A 15,952-nucleotide genomic window follows, 5' to 3' on the forward strand; every position below is an offset into this window, starting at 1 on the left:
AAAATCGCCCCTCGGAGCCCCCGAACGCTCACCAAGCCGCCTCAAACGGCGAGCTATTCTCGCCCTGATAACTCACATGGACGCCCGTCCGCTTAACATGCAAAGCCTCCAAATCCAACGGCAAATTCTCCAGCTCCCGCAAACTGGCCAGCACTTCCTCCGGCCGGACACTCCCCGCGTTGCCCATCTCGACCTCCAGATCGAAGGTAATCTCGTCCCCATGGATTTCGCCTTCCAATCGCTTAACCCAAGGTCGAATGTCCTTATCCGTTGGCCCTTTTTTTGAATAACGTGAATAGTTCACATGTTCCCTGGCCAGCCAAGCTCCAACCGCTTCTTGCAAACGTTCCGGTAGAATCGGCAAAGCCATAAGAACGCGCATCTTATAACTCGCTGCATTGAGTACTGCCATCAAGGGTTTTGCACCCTGAGTCAAGACACGACCTTGCAAGAGCCGAATACCAGGTGGCAACTGCTCCTGAATACGTGCTAATACTTCCCCCAAGTCCATATCACGTTGGATATCAATGTCCACGTACTCTCGTTCCCCTTCTGTTCCAACCGCCAAGGCGAAACCGAAGGAAATTTTCGGACGTGGATTAAAGCCCTCCGTATAAGACATATTGATCCCTGCCCGACGAATCGCACGCTCAAACACCCGTGTCAAGTCCAGGTGTGCGATATATCTTGCATCTTCAACTTTGGTATAGGCGATTCTTAGCCGCATGGCACTCACCCTTTCAACTCAATCTGAACCCCTCTGCCGGGGCAAATTCCGCACCCAGTACATACATCATACCGACAATCGATAGTCTTTGCTTCTTGAAGTGCTCGATGGTGCTCTTGCACCAAGAACTGTTTTGTCACCCCACTCTCTAAATGCTCCCAAGGTAAAATATCATCATAGTCCATCGCCCGATTAGCATAAAAATGAGGGTCCATTCCTAACTCTTTAAAGGCCTCCATCCACACATCTTCCCGAAATTGCTCTGACCAGCCATCAAAACGCGCTCCATGGCGGTAAGCCCATTCCAAAAGCGGAGCCAAGCGCCGATCTCCTTTGGCAAAGACTGCCTCCAGATAACTTGTCTTTATATCATGATAATTATATTTTAAACGGCGATCTCGCAATTTTTCTCTGAGATATCTCTGCTTTAATTCCACGGAAGCTTTGGCTTCCTGCGGTTCCCACTGGAAGGGCGTGTGCGCTTTAGGAACAAAGATACTCGTAGAGATTGTCACCGTAATATTGCGACGTCCCAGCTTAGTTCCCAGATTGGCGACTTTTTTAGCCAGATCGACAATCCCATCGATGTCTTCCTGGGTCTCTGTCGGTAATCCCACCATGAAATATAATTTGATGGTGGACCAGCCTTTTTTGAAGGCAGCCTCAGCAGCATTTAATAGATTCTCCTCCGAAACCCCTTTGTTGATGACATTCCGTAAGCGTTGTGAGCCTGCTTCCGGGGCAAACGTTAAGCCGGATTTGCGAGCCTTCTGAACTGTCTCAGCTAAATCAACGTCAAACGAATCGACACGCAGTGAGGGGAGTGAAACGCCGACCCTTGCGGGCCCATGTTTCTCAAGGATGGCCTGAATGACCGGTTGTATGCAGGTGTAATCCCCACTGGAAAGCGAAGTGAGCGCAATCTCATCATATCCCGTCGAACGCACCAATTCCTCGGTTTGCTTCAGCAGCGTTTCCACAGAACGTTCCCGAACTGGTCGATAAATCATGCCTGCCTGACAAAAACGGCACCCTCGGGAACAGCCGCGCATGACTTCGAGCATCATCCGATCATGCACAATTTCCATGTACGGGACAACCGGATTAGTGGGGAAAAACGCTTGGTCCAAATTTTGCACGATGGCCTTTTCCACAACGGCTGGAACACCCGCTTCAGCCTCAATCTTCTCGATTCGCCCGTCGGCTTTATAGGTTACATGGTAGAAATCCGGCACATAAACCCCTTGTACCTGGGCAACCCGGACTAAAAATTCGTTCCGAGGCAGAGGGTTCTTCTTTTGCTCAGCGATAAGGCGAAGCACTTCAGGCAACTGCTCTTCACTCTCCCCCAGGAGGAAGAAGTCGATAAACCCAACGAGGGGTTCCGGATTGAAGGCACAAGGGCCTCCGGCAATAATCCAAGGATCGTCGATCCCGCGTTCTTCCGTACGCAACGGAATTCCTGCTAAATCGAGCATACTGAGTATATTGGTATAACTCATCTCATACTGCAGGGTAAATCCGACCACATCAAACTCTTTAAGCGGTTGAAACGATTCCAGAGCATAGAGGGGAATATTCCTTTCCCGCATCATCTCTTCCATATCCACCCAAGGAGTAAACGCTCTTTCACAAAGAAATTCCGGGTACGAATTGACCAAGTGGTAGAGAATCCTTGTTCCTAAGTGGGACATTCCAACTTCATACACATCCGGGAAAGCAAAGGCCATGTGGACCTCTGTTTGCTCCCAGTCTTTGCGAATCGCATTCCATTCTGATCCTAAATAGCGGCTGGGTTTCAAGACCTTGGGTAAGAACCGTTCGACCTGCCGGCGTACTTCCGCCGCAGTTAATTTACTCATGCTGTCAACGAGGCCTCCTTGTACTACATTGTGATCTTAGATTATATCATAAATTCCCTAATTTTACATGTTTCAACCTCAGTCTTTATCCCATCCCTCTAACCCGCGCTATTATGACTTCTAAACTTATAGTTTCCCCACTGGAAAACGAATTCCCTCCCGCATCATTCCTTCCACCACATCTGTTTCGGTCAGTATCTTACCCAGTCCCATTTCTTCATTCGTCAAGGAGACCATAGCATAGCGATCAGGGGTAAATTCCTCAACGATTCGTACCAGCGGAGTACTCCGGTGAACGGTTAGCCATTTGCTACGCATCAGCCCTCTCTTTACCAATTCCTCTTTCTTACGGGTCAATTGCCGGAGAAACGTAATATGAGCAGCTGAAATTTCTTTACTACCAGCAAACCAGAAGAATCCCCCCAAAATCATTAAGGTGAGCGATCCTTCTGTAAATTTTCCTTGACTCCATAGAATTATTCCGTAGAGGGCAAAAAGAACGCCCAGCCATTGACCAGACTTGGCCAAGAACTTCGTAGTCCGGACGAATCCGAACCCTTCCGCGCAAATTGCTCGCAGGACACGTCCACCATCCAGCGGCAAAACGGGGATTAAATTAAACGCTGCCAGCCAAAAGTTATACCGGACAAAATCATTAGCCAGCTCTCCCGTCCACAGCCCATGCCACCTTAACACCTGAGCCCCAAATAGGAGCGCCACGTTAAAGGCTGGACCGGCTAAAGCCATCACACTTTCCTCAAGCTTTCTACCCTCAAAGAGATCATCGCAATAAGCCGCTCCACCAATGGGAAACAGTTCTAAGCCAACGACTTTAAAACCATAGGCTTTAGCGGTCAAAAGATGCGCCAATTCATGCCCGAGCACCAAGCTAAAGACGAGAAGAGCCTGGGCTACTAAACCCAGGACTCCGTAGACTACCAAAACCAACAGAAATGTGGGATGAATTCGAAGGCTCATCCCATTAATTTTTGCGAGCTCCATTTTTCCTCCCCCTTAAGGCGTGGTTCGATGTTCGATATTTGTGGTTCGAACTCTGAATTTCGATTCTCCGAATCGAAGAACGGAATTGATCTTTAAGCTTTAATATATTTTGGCGAACTATATTTGCTTCGAACCACAATCCACTGGTTCGATATTTGTGGTTCGATTTGTGAATTCGATTCTGCGAATCGAAGACGGAATTAATCTTTAGGCTTTAATTTATTGGGCGAACTTTGTTCGCTTCGATTCGAACCACGATCTACGATTTGGGCGGTATGAGATAAGGTATCGGGTTGACCGGTTGGTTATTTTTTCTTAATTCAAAATGCAGCCAGGGTTTCTTCAGAGGTGCAGAAAGTCCCACTGCTCCAAGAACATCCCCTTTCTTGACCCGCTGACCTTTTTGGACAGCAATGTCGCCCAGGTTCCCCAGGACAGTGGTCCAGCCATCGCCCAAGTCCACTTTCACAATCTTTCCGAGTTGAGAATCGTCTCCCACTAAGGTAACAACCCCAGCAGCCGGCGAAACCACCGGGGTCCCCAAAGCACTTGCCACATCAATTCCATTATGAACTGAACCCAAGGCATTGCTCCCCCCGTCTCCGACCTCTCCAAACCCGGCAACAACGGCGCCTGAAAGCGGAGCCAAAAACTGACCTTTCATCTTCGCATCGACGGGCACGCCCTTATTGCTAACACCCCCAAGTGACAAAGCATCTTTGGCCATGCCATTCAAAGCTCCGTAAAAATTACCAGAATCCATCGCACTCCGATATAGCGAGTGAACCGTAAGGGAAACCCCATCTGAACTATTGGCGCTAAAGAAAACTAAGAGAAAGAGCACAGCGGCTATCAACGTTCGCTTCTGAGTTCCGTTCCAATGTTGCAATAAGTTCCCCCAACCCGACTTGACTGGACTTCGATTACGCCCAGATTGACGATGATAGAGTGGTGCCGATTTACCCCGCCCCTGTTCTTTCCCCACTTCATGGATCGCTCGTTCCCATTCCCAGTCATCCCAACGTTCAAAAGGATTCATCCTTCTCAACCTCACTTTCGTGGTTCGTGGTTCGATATTCGTTGTTCGATTTGTGAATTCGATTCTGCGAATCGAAGAACGGAATTAAAATCCTTATGGCTTCAAATCTTTTGCGAACTCTGTTCGCTTCGATTCGTACCACGATCCACGAACATCGAACCACGATCAGGCTCGTACATCCCTTAATAGTCTATGAGAGGGCAAAAAAAATAGAACTGCTGTGCAGCTCTACTCGTGGTTCGATGTTCGATATTCGATATTCGATATTCGATATTCGTGGTTCGAACTTTGAATTCGATTCTCTGATTCGAAGAACGGATTTTATTTCTGTCTTTATCTTTAAGTCTTTAATATTTTGCGAACTTTGTTCGCTTCGATTCGTACCTCGAACATCGAACCACGAACCTCGATTAGATCCTCGCTAAAACATGAGTCTTTGGCGTCTCAAATTGACACTTAGCAGTAATCCGACTGCTGCCATGTTCGACCACATGGCACTTCCTCCATAGCTGATCAACGGCAGAGGGATACCTGTCACAGGCATTATTCCAGAGGTCATACCAACATTGACCAGAATGTGAAAGGTAAACATGGAAATCACGCCCGTGGCGATTAGCATTCCGAACGTATCCCGCGCTTTCAGGGCGATACTAATACTTCGTATAATAAAAATCAAAAAGAGGAAGAGCAGAGTGATTGTCCCTATAAAGCCGAACTCTTCTCCCACCACAGAAAAGATAAAGTCGGTGTGATGCTCCGGTAGGAAGTTCAACTGGCCCTGTGTTCCCATGCGGTACCCTTTTCCCCATAACCCTCCGGACCCGATGGCCCAGAGCGATTGCAGAATATGCCATCCGTCTCCTGACTTATCCGCAGCCGGATTCATGAAAATGGTTAGGCGCCTTAACTGATAATCTTCCAAAGGTATCGGCAATCCCTGAGCCCAATGGAGCCAGCCAGGTAAGTTGGTTGCGAAGTGAAGCCACAGCCATACCCCTAGGATGCAAACTCCGCCAAGTAACAGACCACCGAATTTCCAGGGATTTGCTCCCGCAACAAACATCATACCAATAAATATAGCCGCAAAAACCAGGGTTGTCCCTAAGTCCGGTTGCTTAAAGATCAAAAGCATGGGGAATATCACAAACAAAAATGGCACTACGAAATCCTTATAATTATTGAGCTTTCCTTTTCGGTCGGCTAAAAAATCAGCAAGGGTAATAATAATAAAGATTTTGGCAAATTCCGAAGGTTGAATACTAAAACTAGATGTGATCGGAATCCAACGCGTTGCCCCTTTAGCCGTAGAACCAAATATAATTACCGCCAAAAGCAAGACTATATTAAGGCCATAAATCCACCACCGCAAACGTCGCCATTTTTGATAATCAATCGCTGCGAGGAGCGCTGTGATGAAAATCCCGCTAATAATCCAATAGGATTGTACCTTTACATAATGCAGAGGATTTGCTTTATCTACATTGATCGAAGCCGTGCTTAAAATAAAGAGACTGGCTGCTAATAACAGGATCGTAATTAAGATGAATAAGGAGTCTAAATTTCTTAATGTTCGTCTATCCACGTGATAATTTCCCCTCTGATTATTAAGCGAATTCTTGCCCATTATAACACATAATGTAATGGACCCAAAGCACTGGGTCGAGGTTCGAGGTACGATTTTGCGATTGCATCAAAAAAAGAATCCAACAAGTGGCGTTCGGATTTTAATTAAAGCTAAGAGTCATTTTTCTCTAGATACATTTGATGTTCGCCACCATATATGGTACTATTTCTGTGGGAGGTGAAGCTATTGAGCAAGCTTAAAAAGCTACTCGAACGTATTCGAAATAATCCTAAAAATGTAAGATTCGAAGAATTAGACAAAATATTAATCCATTTCGGATTTTCTAAACGTCAATCATCCAAAGGCACCAGTCACTATTACTACACAAAGGGTAAGAAGCTTCTATCGGTCCCATTTCACAAACCACATATTAAAGCTACATACGTTGAACGGGCCATCGAACTGTTGGAAGGAGAGATTAACGATGACGAATAAAGGGATTGAGTATTACTTAGCTCTCCCGTATAAATACGCTTTATACCCGGCTGAAGAGGGAGGGTATGTTATTGAAATACCTGATCTGCCTGGTTGCATTACCCAAGCTGAGACCGCTGATGAAGCATTGGCCATGATCGAGGACGCCAAAAGGGGATGGATAGAGATAGCTTTAGAACAAGGCATCGAAATTCCTGAACCGGTCAAAGAAGATTACTCAGGGAAATTTAATGTGCGGGTCCCAAAGAGCCTTCACAAATATTTATCTGAACTCGCCAAAAAAGAAAATATAAGTCTAAATCAATTAATTCTTTATCATCTTTCGAGAAGTGCTGGATTTAAAGGCTGATATAACAGATATTCATGTGAGAATTCACCTCTTAATTCTCACTATAATTCACACAGCAAATCTCGGGTTAACAATAATTATTGTTAACCCGAGATTTGCTGTGAATTAATAAGTATCATGCAGAGTTGGGGCACAATTCATTGTGCCCCAACTCTGCCTATGCTTTGGCCGCATAGTCTCTCTTCATTTTTACGACTGGAATGTTAGCAACTAAAGCCACCTCGTTATCATCCTGAAGTAGATTAAACTCGAGTGCCGCTTCATCGATCTCCATGTAATTCGATATAACTTTGACTAGATCTTCCCTTAATCTGTTCAGCATGGCAGGCGAAATGCTGGCACGATCATGAACCAGAACAAGCCGTAGACGTTCTTTAGCCACCGTCTTGCTCGAGGCACTTTCCTTGCCAAGCATTCGGCTGATAAATTCTAACAAGGACGATTCCTCCTCTCAGTTCCGACCGGTCAGCGTAGACCCACAAGTTTCTTAAGTTTATCCATAAGTCCTGAGGGCACATCCAGATTCATCAGGGCTACTTCTTCCCCTTTAATTCGTCTGGTAATCCGTCGGTAAGCTTCTCCTGCTTTAGACCCTTGATCCAAAACAGCGGGTTCGCCCCGGTTCGTAGAAATCACGATGCTCTCGTCTTCCGGAACGACACCGATAAGTTCGATCGCCAAAATATCCAGAATATCTGAGATATCCATCATGTCCCCACGTTTAACCATTTCAGGGCGAATCCGGTTAATAATTAATTTCGGATTCCTTAGCTCCGCCGCCTCCAAGAGGCCAATAATACGATCTGCATCACGCACGGCACTGACTTCTGGCGTACACACGACAACCGCTCGGTCTGCACCGGCAATGGCATTGCGAAAGCCTTGTTCAATTCCTGCGGGACAATCAATAATTGCAAAATCAAATTCTTCCTTGAGTTCCTTGGCTAAGGTTTCCATCTGCTCGGGACTTACGGATGATTTATCCTTAGTTTGGGCAGCTGGCAGCAAAAAAAGATTCGTAAAGCGTTTATCTTTAATGAGCGCTTGTTTTAGGCGACAATTTCCACTGGTCACATCGACTAAATCGTAAACAATGCGATTTTCCAGTCCCATCACCACATCAAGGTTTCGCAAACCGATATCCGTATCAACCAGGACGACCTTATGCCCTGCGGCAGCCAGTCCTGTGCCAATATTTGCGGATGTTGTCGTCTTGCCTACGCCCCCTTTACCAGAAGTCACCACGATTATCTCACCCATATATAGACCTGCCTTTCCATATAGACTTTTATCGAAGTTCGATGTTCGATGCTCGAATAGAAGCGAACAATGTTCGCAGAAAATTTTAAGCCTTAAAGATGAATTCCGTTCTTCGATTCGCAGAATCGAATTCTAAGCTCGAACCACGAACCTCGAACATCGAACATCGCGTTACCGGGCCTTGCCACGCCAACCACTCATACCCGCCGCTTCTACAATCAACTGATCGTCTTTGATTCTGGCGATTTCCGGACCTCGTCCGCCGGTTTCTTCATCCGGTGCTCTGGTCACCAAATCTGCAATCCTCAATTGAGTAGGGGCTAAATGATAAGCGCTCACTGAGGCTTTCCGTTCACCCGTCGCTCCAGCGTGGGCAACCCCTCGCAGGGAACCCAAAACGACAATGTTGCCGGTTGCGATAATTTCCGCCCCGGGATTAACGTCACCGAGAACAACTACATGACCCTCAAATTGAACACTCTTCCCAGAACGAAGTGTGCGTTCCACAAAGAGACAGCGACCTTCCACCATCCCTTCATCTGCAAGGCGGGTTTCTCTATCCTCTGTTGCATAGGACTTTGCTTGGCCTGGCACATACACTTCTTCCTTAGTCAACCATCCAGCGAGTTCCAACTGGTGTTGTTCTAGGACTGTGGCTAACATAATGTGTTGGTCCTCAGTATATTCCTTGTTTCCAGCATAGCACCGGACGCTCGCGCCTTGCAGGAGTTGAACAGAATTCTTTAAGAGCTTATCGAGTTCATTCATCAGCAATCCAAAGTCCGCAGCTGGATCAAAGTATAGGACTAATCCTTCGCGGGTTCCCTTAAGTGCCACATGTTCAGTCCGTGTCAACCTGCACAATCCCCCATCGCTTGTCTTAATTCAAATGCTCCCTATAAATTCTACAAGCCTGTCCCAATTCCCTTTTTACAATTTAAAAAAACGAGGACAAATTTCCTCGTTTTTTAGCCCCCATTCGTGGACTTCCAACCAAAATACTTCATAAAGGCCGCCTTAGCGACGTAACCTGCTGTTTCCCCACCATGACTCCCATATTCCACCACTCCGGCGAAGGCAATTTGGGGATGATCATAGGGAGCAAAGGCGACAAACATTCCATTGAAGACATTTTCTAAGTTTGTACCAACGTTTCCTGTTTGAGCCGTTCCGGTCTTAGCCCCGCCGGTAAATTCCGGCAGATCTGCGAAGATAAATTGAGCTGTCCCAGCGTTCGCTCCGCTGCCCGACACCGCAGCGCGCATTCCTTGTTTTGTACTATCCAAATCTTGAGGCGAGACGGATACAACGTTTAGAACCTTAGGTTTGTTTTCTAACACCGGTTTCTTAGTAATTGGATCTAAGAGTTTATCAACGACATACGGTTGATAGTGTTTTCCACCATTGACGATCGTTGCAACGTAGTTGGCCAATTGCAAAGGTGTATAGGTGTTATACCCTTGCCCAATGGCATTATTGTAACTGTCATAGACCAACCAGTCAACATATCGACTGACGTTTTGCTTGTATTCAAACTTAACCTGATTAATCGCTGTATCTTTCGCGGCTTGCAACTTTTGCTTTGTTTTTGCATCTGGGGCACCAGCTAGTTTGGGAGCATATTCGCTCTCAATCGCAGCCAACTTCTGATCGCGCAACTTCTCATATTGAGGACCAAAATACGCCTTTTTCCATTCTGCTGAGGGTGCGATTCCTTTGGCTTCGCCAGGCAGATCAATACCACTAGTCACACCTAACCCGAATTCATTGGCAACCTGTTTAATAGCTTCTGGGTTAGCATCAAAAACGCGGCGTCCCATCACCTCAAAATAAATGTCCGAGGATTTGGCGAGACCTTTTGCCAGATTGACCCAGCCGAAATAATTTCCTCCCCATTCTGGAAAACCTCCTGATTGAGATTTTGCACTTCCCAAGGAGGACATTCGGTCATCAATCTGTTCATCCGGAGTTGCGAGATTGAGTTTCAAGGCGGCCATACCTGTCACCATCTTAAAGACTGATCCCGGAGGATACGTACCGGACAACGCCCGGTTAAGGGAAGCCGCTGGTACAACTTTATTGGTGAAATACTTGTCCGAAGCAGCCTGAGAAATAGTGCCGATTAAATCGTTAGGATCCATAGCAGGCCGAGAAGCCATGGCCAAAATCTTGCCTGTATTAACGTCTATCACGACTGCCGCACCGGAATGGGCCTTCGGATTTGTCTTTTGAATATCAGCTATACGCTCATCAAGACTATCCTCCACAGCCTTTTGTAAGTCAGCATCAATCGTCAGTTGGAGTGTCTTCCCCGCTTCTGGGGGATTGAGTATTTTTTTGGAAACAGGACGGGCACTATTGTCTACTTCAACTTGTTGAACACCCTCCACACCCCGCAACCAAAAATCATAAGATCTCTCAACCCCATCCTTACCGATCAAATCTCCCTGTTCGTATTTAAATCCTGCTTTTTGCGCATCGGCATTCTGATTAAACTGCGCAATCTCCTTTTCCCCTATCTCCCGAACGTATCCCAAGATCTGACCGGCTAGGATATGTTTAGGATAGGAACGCACCGGAATCGCATCGACACTTACACCCGGAAGCTCCTCCTGGTGTTCAGCAATAACTGCTTGGAGATTTTGAGAAACATGATCCAAGATCGTTACAGGACGATAACGATCCCATTGATGATTCTGAATATTAACCAATATATCCTCGGTGATCGACTCAACTGACTGATTAGCATTAGCCCAACCCTTTTCCTGTTTAATAAAACCGGCTAAACGTCGCACAACATCTTTCCAATCACTTGATTTCGATTGCTGCAAATCCAACCAGTCTATGTTAAGAACAAACTCCGGAACACTCGTCACTAAAATGGTACCATTCTTATCAACGATATCTCCTCTAGTCGAAGGGACCTTAACAAGCTGCATAACGTTCCCCTCTGCCTTAGCAGCATAATAGGTTCCTTGAGCGATCTGCAAATGCCAAAGATTAAAGCTCAGAATCGAAAAAACGCTAACCACTACGACACTTAAACCCCAAAGACGATGAACATAAGGTTTTCGTTCCTTTTCATCCATTCAAAAAACTCCTCTTCGAAACATTTTATCTCTTTAAACCATGCGACCATACATGCTACCAAGAACCGTCCCCACTTGCATGCCGAAGCGCCTATGCGTCAAAAACGCAAACAGCCCCACAACACTTACGTCGTCCCAACCCCGTCGACCCCAGCCCAGAGGAAGTTTCTTAGCTTAGGGAGCGCTTTAGTGGAATTTGCGTCAATGAGCGCAGACGATAAGGCGTTAAGAAACTCAACGGCGCACATTCAGAAAGCCCAAAGGTTTTGAGTTTTAGCCTTAACGGCAAGCGAATAGCAAATGCAACGTGCGCGACTGGGCTAAGACACTTCCTCCCCCCCTATCGTTCATATCGCGGCCGATAACGCAACCATCCATGCAGAAAAGACCTGTGAATCAACGGATAGGTTACCGGCACCATGACCGCATTGTAGAGGGCAACCCCAATCACTAACTCCCCAATATCCCCTAAAGACCAGTGAAGACCAGCTCCCAGACTCAAAAAAGCCACTACAGCTTGCCCAACCATGGTCACGATAAAAACCATAAAGGTTGTCAGCAGAAAGTTCTCCCGATACCAGCGCTCCGCAAGCCAATAACTCAAAAAAGCAACCACTGCAAGGGTGACCGTATACATGCCAATGTACCGCCCCAAATATAAATCTTCCAATAAGCCTGCACCCAATCCCCATAACACGCCCGAAGGCCACCGATGATGCATCGCTATATAGATTGTTAAGAGCATAAGTAAATCCGGTTTAATCCCTGACCATGACCAAAAATGAAAGACAGTTCCCGGTAAAATAAGGCTCAGGAGAAACATCACCGCGATCAAAACATAACGCATTATTTTCCCCCCGGTGTTTTAACGATATACGCCTCTTCTAAGGAATCAAAGTCAACCAGCGGCTCAATATAAGCGGTTTTGAGCAAACCAGAAGGGTCGAGCTGAATGCTCGTTACTTTCCCAATTGGGACACCTTTGGGATAAACTCCACCAATCCCTGAAGTAAGCACTAGATCTCCAGCATTGACATTGTCCTCGCGAAGAAAAAGCATTTGCAAATTCCCTGCCGGAGTCAGGCGGGAACCGCGCTTATAAGTTCCTTGCACAATGCCAAAGGTTCCTTCGCCGGTACTGCCACGCACCAAAGCACTCACTTGCCCTTCCCCATCGAGAATCATCAACACTTCAGAGGTTGTCGAGGAAACAGAAACTATTTTTCCCACCAGTCCTAAAGCACCGATGACCGGGTCATTCGCAGTAACCCCATCGTCGCTTCCACGGTTTAAAGTCAATGTCCGATACCAAGTGTTAGGATTGCGATTAATAACACTGGCCCCAATTTTAGAAAACTTATCCAGAGACGGACTGCGAAACTGTCCCTGATCAAGTTCTGTATAACGTATACCTGCCAAGACTTGTTCTTTGAGCTTGAGATTATCTCCCGTTAATTGCTCGACTTGCTTGCGCAGGGTTTCGTTTTCGGTTTGGACTTCTCGGAAGTCCCACAATGCTTTCGTATTATCCCGAATACCAGTCCCTAACTCAAGAATAGCCGCTTCTATCGGGCTTAAAGCACGCTGCAAAACTCCCCCAACCGGATTCGGAAAATTGCTGCCCAGCCCTGTTAGTCGAATACTAATAAGTACGCCTAACAACAGAAAGAAAACGAGAACCGCAATTCCCGTTACATTAACTCTTTTCGCCACCATAATTCCTCCCCGCTGTTTTTAACTCTTTTGCGAGGCGGCAATTTTACGGAGGATATCTGCATCTTCCAGGACATACCCAGTCCCATTGACAACACAGGATAGTGGATCCTCCGCCATGTGCACCGCTATACCTGTTTCATCTGAAATGAGCCTGTCCAGATTGCGGAGTAAAGAACCCCCACCGGCCATCATAATACCTCGATCCATGATGTCCGAAGACAATTCTGGGGGGGTTTTTTCCAGACAGGATTTCACTGCATCAACAATGGCCATGACTGGCTCTTGCAGAGCCTCTTGAATTTCTTCAGAAGTCACTTCCACAGTTTTAGGGAGTCCCGTTAATAAATCCCGTCCGCGCACTGTGTACATGCCGGGTTCGGCCTTGTAGGCAAACCCGATTTCAAATTTCAATGATTCTGCTGTACGATAACCGACCATTAGATTATAACGTCTTTTAATATGAGCAACGATAGCATCATCCATTTCATCGCCTGCCACACGGATAGAACGACTTGTAACAATTCCCCCCAAGGAAATAACAGCTACTTCTGTGGTACCTCCCCCGATGTCTACGATCATATTCCCCGTTGGCTCACTAACCGGAAGACCGGCACCGATCGCTGCGGCCATAGGCTCTTCCAAAATAATCGGGTCTTTCGCACCAGCTGCCATAGCTGCTTCTTTGACCGCACGTTCCTCAACCGGAGTTACACCTGAAGGCACACAAATAACCACACGTGGCCGTATAAAGGGGTGCTCCGTCCCTAGAGCTCGACTAATAAAATATTTCAGCATTTTTTGCGTTACATTAAAATCAGAAATAACCCCGTCTTTTAAGGGCCGAATTGCTACGATATTACTCGGAGTCCGCCCGATCATCTCCTTGGCTTTGTCACCAACGGCCAAAGGGGTCTTAGTCGTTATATCTATCGCCACAACGGAGGGTTCCCGTACAACAATTCCTTTTCCCTTCACATGAACCAATGTATTTGCAGTTCCCAAATCAATTCCTAAGTCCCTGCTAAAAAAATTAAACATTGTTTGCTATAACTCCTTCCAGTCACGCTTTACACTTTATAGGATAAGTATACCCGATCGCTCTGTAATCTACCTAATTCCAAAACACGAGGTTTTGAGATTCAAATCCCAGCAACAGAGTTTGTACACTATTTTAAAAGCCCAAAGTCATTAACCTTATACTTTAATTTTGTCCTTCAATTCGCAGAATCGAATTCAAGTTCGAACAACGAATATCGAATATCGAACCACTACAAGATTCCCCGTTCCTTTAAACTGATAAATCGGTTGTCGCCAATAATCACGTGGTCAAGTACCTCAATCCCAAGAATCTTTCCCCCCTCAACCAAACGACGGGTTACTTCAATATCTTCCTGGCTGGGTGTTGGATCGCCACTGGGGTGATTGTGCAATAAAATAATGGCGTTGGAGTTACGCCGAATTGCTTCTTTGAAACACTCTCGTGGGTGAACTAAAGAGGAATTGAGCGAACCAATCGAGACGGAACTAATTCCTAAAACATGATTCTTCGTTGATAAAGAGACAACCCGGAAATGCTCACGATCAAGGAAACGCATCTCTTCCATAACTATGTGCGCCACATCTTGGGGAGAATTGACCACAGGCCGGGACATTGGATCAACAGAAACCGAACGACGCCCCAGTTCCAAAGCAGCCTTCACTTCCGCTGATTTCGCTTTGCCTAAGCCATGTATTTGAGCTAAATCATGGACTGTCAGCTTTCCTAACCCAGAGAGCCCACCGACCTCCACTAAAATGCGTTCTGCCAACGTTAAAACGTTTTCTCCCTTGGTACCGGTACGAAGTAAGATCGCTAGAATTTCGCAGTTTGATAATGTTTCAGGGCCTAATTGGTAAAGTCGCTCACGTGGTAGAAGTTCCTCCGGTAAATCCTTTAAACGCCGATAATCCATCCTCCACCTCGCGTGAAGCGATATTTGTCTGCTCAATCCCCCACGCCCTTAGATGTTCCAAGAGATATTCCATCGGTAAGCCAATCACATTTGTCAATGATCCCTCAAACGATGCGACAAATTTCCTTGCTTCCCCCTGAATACCGTACGCCCCAGCCTTGTCCATCGGTTCTCCACTGCTTACGTATTCTTTGATTTCCTCCATAGAAAGCTGCCGAAAACGCACGACGGTTTGCACCACGTCCGCTTCCAATCTTCCTGATCCAGAAAGCAAAGCCACACCGGTCAAAACGACATGTGTCCTGTCACTGAGCCTTAGCAGCATTTTTTCCGCTTCCACGGGTGTTGACGGTTTTCCTAAAATGCAGTCATCAAGGACCACCATCGTGTCCGCCCCTAAAACAACATCCTGAATGTTTCCTCCCAGATCTAACCAGTGAGTTAAACCCGCTTGGGCTTTGCGTATAGCCAAATGTCTAACCCCAATTTCTGGAGTCATCCCTTCTGGCAACGCTTCTGAAACAGAAGCCTTGATCGTTTCAAAGGCATAACCTCGCTCACAAAGCAGCATTGCTCTTCGTGGAGACGAGGAAGCAAGTACGAGCATATTACCACTTCCTTGACAATAAATATCCTCCAAATGCTCCCAAAATTGTTGCGATGGTAATACTCAAGCGAAAACCAAAGGAAAGGGAGAAAAAAAGAAATCCAAGTAAGTATGGGAGGGTACATCGATGACGGCTGGGCGCAAAAACGGCGCGAAAATTCCATATTTCTCTAAACCAAATCCGACTAAAGTCCCCATGGCAGCACCGATCAGAATGAGCAACACGGTTCTTCCTGAGCCTGAGGAATTTCGCCCAACCGCCATTGTTTTTTCCCCTTCCATCTATAGTA

At 46.4% G+C, this 15,952-nt stretch carries 16 protein-coding genes and 1 pseudogene; 2 read left to right on the top strand and 15 right to left on the bottom strand.

What is annotated here, in order from left to right:
* Positions 1-28: 28 nt before the first annotated feature.
* From DOT_RS15575 to rodA, 5 genes are all read right to left on the bottom strand, one after another.
* The gene (locus DOT_RS15575; RefSeq protein WP_085930988.1) at positions 29-736 is read right to left on the bottom strand and encodes a TIGR03936 family radical SAM-associated protein; all 708 of its coding nucleotides are present in this window, start codon (positions 734-736) and stop codon (positions 29-31) included.
* Positions 733-2,589 (bottom strand): TIGR03960 family B12-binding radical SAM protein, encoded by a 1,857-nt coding sequence (locus DOT_RS15580; protein ID WP_009620665.1) that lies wholly within the window; start codon positions 2,587-2,589, stop codon positions 733-735. Before DOT_RS15580 ends, DOT_RS15575 begins: the two co-directional genes overlap by 4 nt.
* 126 nt (positions 2,590-2,715) lie before the next feature.
* Positions 2,716-3,591: a M50 family metallopeptidase gene (locus DOT_RS15585; protein ID WP_009620667.1), complete on the bottom strand. Its 876-nt coding sequence runs from the start codon at positions 3,589-3,591 to the stop codon at positions 2,716-2,718.
* 259 nt (positions 3,592-3,850) lie between these two features.
* Positions 3,851-4,630: a M23 family metallopeptidase gene (locus tag DOT_RS15590; protein WP_009620669.1), complete on the bottom strand. Its 780-nt coding sequence runs from the start codon at positions 4,628-4,630 to the stop codon at positions 3,851-3,853.
* Positions 4,631-5,051: 421 nt separating this feature from the next.
* Positions 5,052-6,254 (bottom strand): rod shape-determining protein RodA, encoded by a 1,203-nt coding sequence (rodA, locus tag DOT_RS15595; RefSeq protein ID WP_050809892.1) that lies wholly within the window; start codon positions 6,252-6,254, stop codon positions 5,052-5,054.
* A 177-nt stretch (positions 6,255-6,431) separates the two neighbouring features.
* Here rodA and DOT_RS15600 point away from each other — a divergent pair, with 177 nt between their 5' ends.
* Together DOT_RS15600 and DOT_RS15605 are read left to right on the top strand one after the other, a co-directional pair.
* Positions 6,432-6,689, top strand: a complete 258-nt coding sequence (locus tag DOT_RS15600) for a toxin HicA (RefSeq protein ID WP_348982150.1) — start codon at positions 6,432-6,434, stop codon at positions 6,687-6,689.
* Entirely contained in the window at positions 6,679-7,038 is a 360-nt protein-coding gene (locus DOT_RS15605; RefSeq protein ID WP_009620676.1) for a toxin-antitoxin system HicB family antitoxin, read from the top strand. The genes DOT_RS15600 and DOT_RS15605 overlap by 11 nt, the downstream gene beginning before the upstream one ends.
* Before the next feature lie 157 nt (positions 7,039-7,195).
* On the opposite strand, the gene minE is transcribed toward DOT_RS15605, so the two are convergent.
* From minE to DOT_RS15655, 10 genes and pseudogenes are all read right to left on the bottom strand, one after another.
* Complete coding sequence (gene minE, locus DOT_RS15610; RefSeq protein WP_009620678.1) at positions 7,196-7,474, bottom strand: cell division topological specificity factor MinE; 279 nt, start codon at positions 7,472-7,474, stop codon at positions 7,196-7,198.
* Positions 7,475-7,503: 29 nt separating this feature from the next.
* On the bottom strand, positions 7,504-8,298 hold the full coding sequence (gene minD, locus DOT_RS15615; protein WP_009620680.1) for a septum site-determining protein MinD: 795 nt from the start codon (positions 8,296-8,298) through the stop codon (positions 7,504-7,506).
* Positions 8,299-8,469: 171 nt separating this feature from the next.
* Entirely contained in the window at positions 8,470-9,153 is a 684-nt protein-coding gene (minC, locus tag DOT_RS15620; RefSeq protein WP_009620682.1) for a septum site-determining protein MinC, read from the bottom strand.
* Between the two features lie 113 nt (positions 9,154-9,266).
* A complete protein-coding gene (gene mrdA / locus DOT_RS15625; RefSeq protein WP_009620684.1) occupies positions 9,267-11,387 on the bottom strand; it encodes a penicillin-binding protein 2 in 2,121 nt (706 codons plus the stop codon).
* 340 nt (positions 11,388-11,727) lie between these two features.
* A complete protein-coding gene (gene mreD, locus DOT_RS15630) occupies positions 11,728-12,234 on the bottom strand; it encodes a rod shape-determining protein MreD (protein WP_009620688.1) in 507 nt (168 codons plus the stop codon).
* Positions 12,234-13,103: a rod shape-determining protein MreC gene (gene mreC, locus DOT_RS15635; RefSeq protein WP_009620690.1), complete on the bottom strand. Its 870-nt coding sequence runs from the start codon at positions 13,101-13,103 to the stop codon at positions 12,234-12,236. Before mreC ends, mreD begins: the two co-directional genes overlap by 1 nt.
* Positions 13,104-13,121: 18 nt before the next feature.
* Positions 13,122-14,141 carry a rod shape-determining protein gene (locus DOT_RS15640; RefSeq protein ID WP_009620692.1) on the bottom strand — a complete coding sequence of 340 codons (1,020 nt, stop codon included), beginning with the start codon at positions 14,139-14,141 and terminating at the stop codon, positions 13,122-13,124.
* Positions 14,142-14,371: 230 nt separating this feature from the next.
* Positions 14,372-15,055, bottom strand: a complete 684-nt coding sequence (gene radC, locus DOT_RS15645) for a DNA repair protein RadC (RefSeq protein WP_009620694.1) — start codon at positions 15,053-15,055, stop codon at positions 14,372-14,374.
* The gene (locus tag DOT_RS15650) at positions 15,006-15,662 is read right to left on the bottom strand and encodes a Maf family protein (protein WP_009620696.1); all 657 of its coding nucleotides are present in this window, start codon (positions 15,660-15,662) and stop codon (positions 15,006-15,008) included. Before DOT_RS15650 ends, radC begins: the two co-directional genes overlap by 50 nt.
* 1 nt (position 15,663) lies before the next feature.
* Positions 15,664-15,926 (bottom strand): annotated as a pseudogene (locus tag DOT_RS15655) (DUF4321 domain-containing protein).
* Between the last annotated feature and the right edge of the window lie 26 nt (positions 15,927-15,952).

This window comes from Desulfosporosinus sp. OT, from assembly GCF_000224515.1.
Classification (GTDB): Bacteria; Bacillota; Desulfitobacteriia; order Desulfitobacteriales; family Desulfitobacteriaceae; genus Desulfosporosinus.

Coding starts and splice junctions, on each gene's coding strand:
- radC (WP_009620694.1), bottom strand. CDS start 15,055: ATGGATTATCGGCGTTTAAAGGATTTACCGGAGGAACTTCTACCACGT.
- DOT_RS15590 (WP_009620669.1), bottom strand. CDS start 4,630: ATGAATCCTTTTGAACGTTGGGATGACTGGGAATGGGAACGAGCGATC.
- DOT_RS15580 (WP_009620665.1), bottom strand. CDS start 2,589: ATGAGTAAATTAACTGCGGCGGAAGTACGCCGGCAGGTCGAACGGTTC.
- DOT_RS15585 (WP_009620667.1), bottom strand. CDS start 3,591: ATGGAGCTCGCAAAAATTAATGGGATGAGCCTTCGAATTCATCCCACA.
- minD (WP_009620680.1), bottom strand. CDS start 8,298: ATGGGTGAGATAATCGTGGTGACTTCTGGTAAAGGGGGCGTAGGCAAG.
- rodA (WP_050809892.1), bottom strand. CDS start 6,254: ATGGGCAAGAATTCGCTTAATAATCAGAGGGGAAATTATCACGTGGAT.
- mreC (WP_009620690.1), bottom strand. CDS start 13,103: ATGGTGGCGAAAAGAGTTAATGTAACGGGAATTGCGGTTCTCGTTTTC.
- DOT_RS15650 (WP_009620696.1), bottom strand. CDS start 15,662: ATGCTCGTACTTGCTTCCTCGTCTCCACGAAGAGCAATGCTGCTTTGT.
- mreD (WP_009620688.1), bottom strand. CDS start 12,234: ATGCGTTATGTTTTGATCGCGGTGATGTTTCTCCTGAGCCTTATTTTA.
- DOT_RS15605 (WP_009620676.1), top strand. CDS start 6,679: ATGACGAATAAAGGGATTGAGTATTACTTAGCTCTCCCGTATAAATAC.
- DOT_RS15640 (WP_009620692.1), bottom strand. CDS start 14,141: ATGTTTAATTTTTTTAGCAGGGACTTAGGAATTGATTTGGGAACTGCA.
- mrdA (WP_009620684.1), bottom strand. CDS start 11,387: ATGGATGAAAAGGAACGAAAACCTTATGTTCATCGTCTTTGGGGTTTA.